Here is a 1,442-nt window from a genome sequence, read left to right as displayed (position 1 = left end):
TCGGAAATGAGCTTTAAATGCGTGCTGGCATAATCAATACATTAATTGCGCCATTAACCGGATGATAGATATTGCATAGCGCTGCGCCAGATGCTGACGTGGTTTTTATTTTAATATACGGGTGTTTGCGATTCAGGTATTTAGCCATTTTTTCTAATCTGGCTAATAACCCCAATGAGAACGAAATTTCGGTGACACCGTTATTTATTGATAATTCTGTTTCATTGATGAGTTTATCGATACTTGGAAATTTGCCATCAATCTCATTGCAAAGTGTGGCTCCTATGAGTTTCTTTTGTGTGTCAAATAACCTTACTATTCCTTGTTCGGTATCAAAAATTGCATATTCAAAATTCTTTGTTGGGAGCTTACCGACGGATAAAATTACTTCGTTCTCAATTTCATTTTCATGTCTGCCATAAGCCAGCATATAACCATCAGTTGCGGCTACCTTTCCATCGGGAAGAAAGCAGATCCCACATAAGTAATAGCGAACATCTTTTATTGCCTGACATTCAAGAACTGCAAGTAACGTTCCACGATCAATTTTTAATTCCATATCATACCCTCACTATTAGTTATTATTGCGCCTGCATATTTAACCACCTCAGGCGGCAGTGGTTCCCTGCATTCCACAACGCAAAGAAAATGGTTAGAATAAATCTCCTACTACAATGAGAAGAAAATTTAATCTATGGATAGAAATTTGTGGAAAAAGATTACCGACTGGTTTTGTGGAAAGAATAAGAGTCATGCCTGGGCAAAATGGGGCTACATTCCGGTAATTTTGTTTTATCCTAATTCACTCAAATTGTGGTTCCGTGAACACGCTCCTGACTTTTCGCCGGAATTTGTAACTGATGTTGTTTCCGCAATCCTGATTGCTCTTGTCGTAATTTATATCCCACTGCTATTAATTGATTATCTGAGAAAACCAAGAAAATGAATATCACACCCTCGCCGTCACCCCGCCCGACTCCAGACGACGGCGGGTTTTGGTTTTGGTTGAATACAGGGCTACGTCACTCATGCAGCAAGATCCGCTGTTGTTGTCGGAACGCATGTCTTTCTTGAGTCCTACAATAAGACGAGCGTAAATATCATTCTCGTCAACGACCCTGACAACCGAATCTACAATTTTATCCACTGAGCGGCTTTTTGGTTTAGCTTCATGTTCAGCCCGCTTGCTATCCCAAAACACCATTTGCTTTGCTAAACGGCGTGACCTTGCATTGTCTTTTTTGGGTGGGGCTGCTTTTTTGATCGTAGGCTTTACCTTAATCGGTACGGAGCCTTTCCCTTTACTATCCGTTCCCCTAAGAGCGAGAACTGGATAATTTGCGTTTACCATGTTTACCTCCTCTAAGTAAGTTTTTGCTGTGGTCTGCCACACAGAAACCTACTCAGTGGGTTGCTCTAACACTTATTCAGAGCTGGGTACT

Annotated in this window: 3 protein-coding genes; 1 reads left to right on the top strand and 2 read right to left on the bottom strand. The window is 41.1% G+C overall.

Translation table 11 applies throughout. The annotated features are described in order from the left end of the window. Window positions 1-13 precede the first annotated feature (13 nt). Window positions 14-559: a beta clamp domain-containing protein gene (locus tag PSI14_RS19900; RefSeq protein WP_273577712.1), complete on the bottom strand. Its 546-nt coding sequence runs from the start codon at window positions 557-559 to the stop codon at window positions 14-16. A gap of 135 nt (window positions 560-694) precedes the next feature. Between PSI14_RS19900 and PSI14_RS19895 the strand changes: the two genes are divergently transcribed. After that, entirely contained in the window at window positions 695-946 is a 252-nt protein-coding gene (locus tag PSI14_RS19895) for a hypothetical protein (protein ID WP_273577711.1), read from the top strand. A gap of 3 nt (window positions 947-949) precedes the next feature. Here PSI14_RS19895 and PSI14_RS19890 read toward each other — a convergent pair whose 3' ends face one another. Beyond that, window positions 950-1,351, bottom strand: a complete 402-nt coding sequence (locus PSI14_RS19890) for a hypothetical protein (protein WP_273577710.1) — start codon at window positions 1,349-1,351, stop codon at window positions 950-952. Window positions 1,352-1,442: the final 91 nt, after the last annotated feature.

It is taken from the genome of Xenorhabdus anantnagensis, from assembly GCF_028598555.1.
In the GTDB taxonomy this organism is placed as follows: Bacteria; Pseudomonadota; Gammaproteobacteria; order Enterobacterales; family Enterobacteriaceae; genus Xenorhabdus; species Xenorhabdus anantnagensis.
The sequence above is the reverse complement of the archived record's forward strand: the minus strand, read 5'-3'. Positions and strand labels throughout refer to the sequence as shown.

Bases quoted from the DNA above. Each gene is read 5' to 3' on its own strand.
- PSI14_RS19895 (WP_273577711.1), top strand. From the start codon at position 695: ATGGATAGAAATTTGTGGAAAAAGATTACCGACTGGTTTTGTGGAAAG.
- PSI14_RS19900 (WP_273577712.1), bottom strand. From the start codon at position 559: ATGGAATTAAAAATTGATCGTGGAACGTTACTTGCAGTTCTTGAATGT.
- PSI14_RS19890 (WP_273577710.1), bottom strand. From the start codon at position 1,351: ATGGTAAACGCAAATTATCCAGTTCTCGCTCTTAGGGGAACGGATAGT.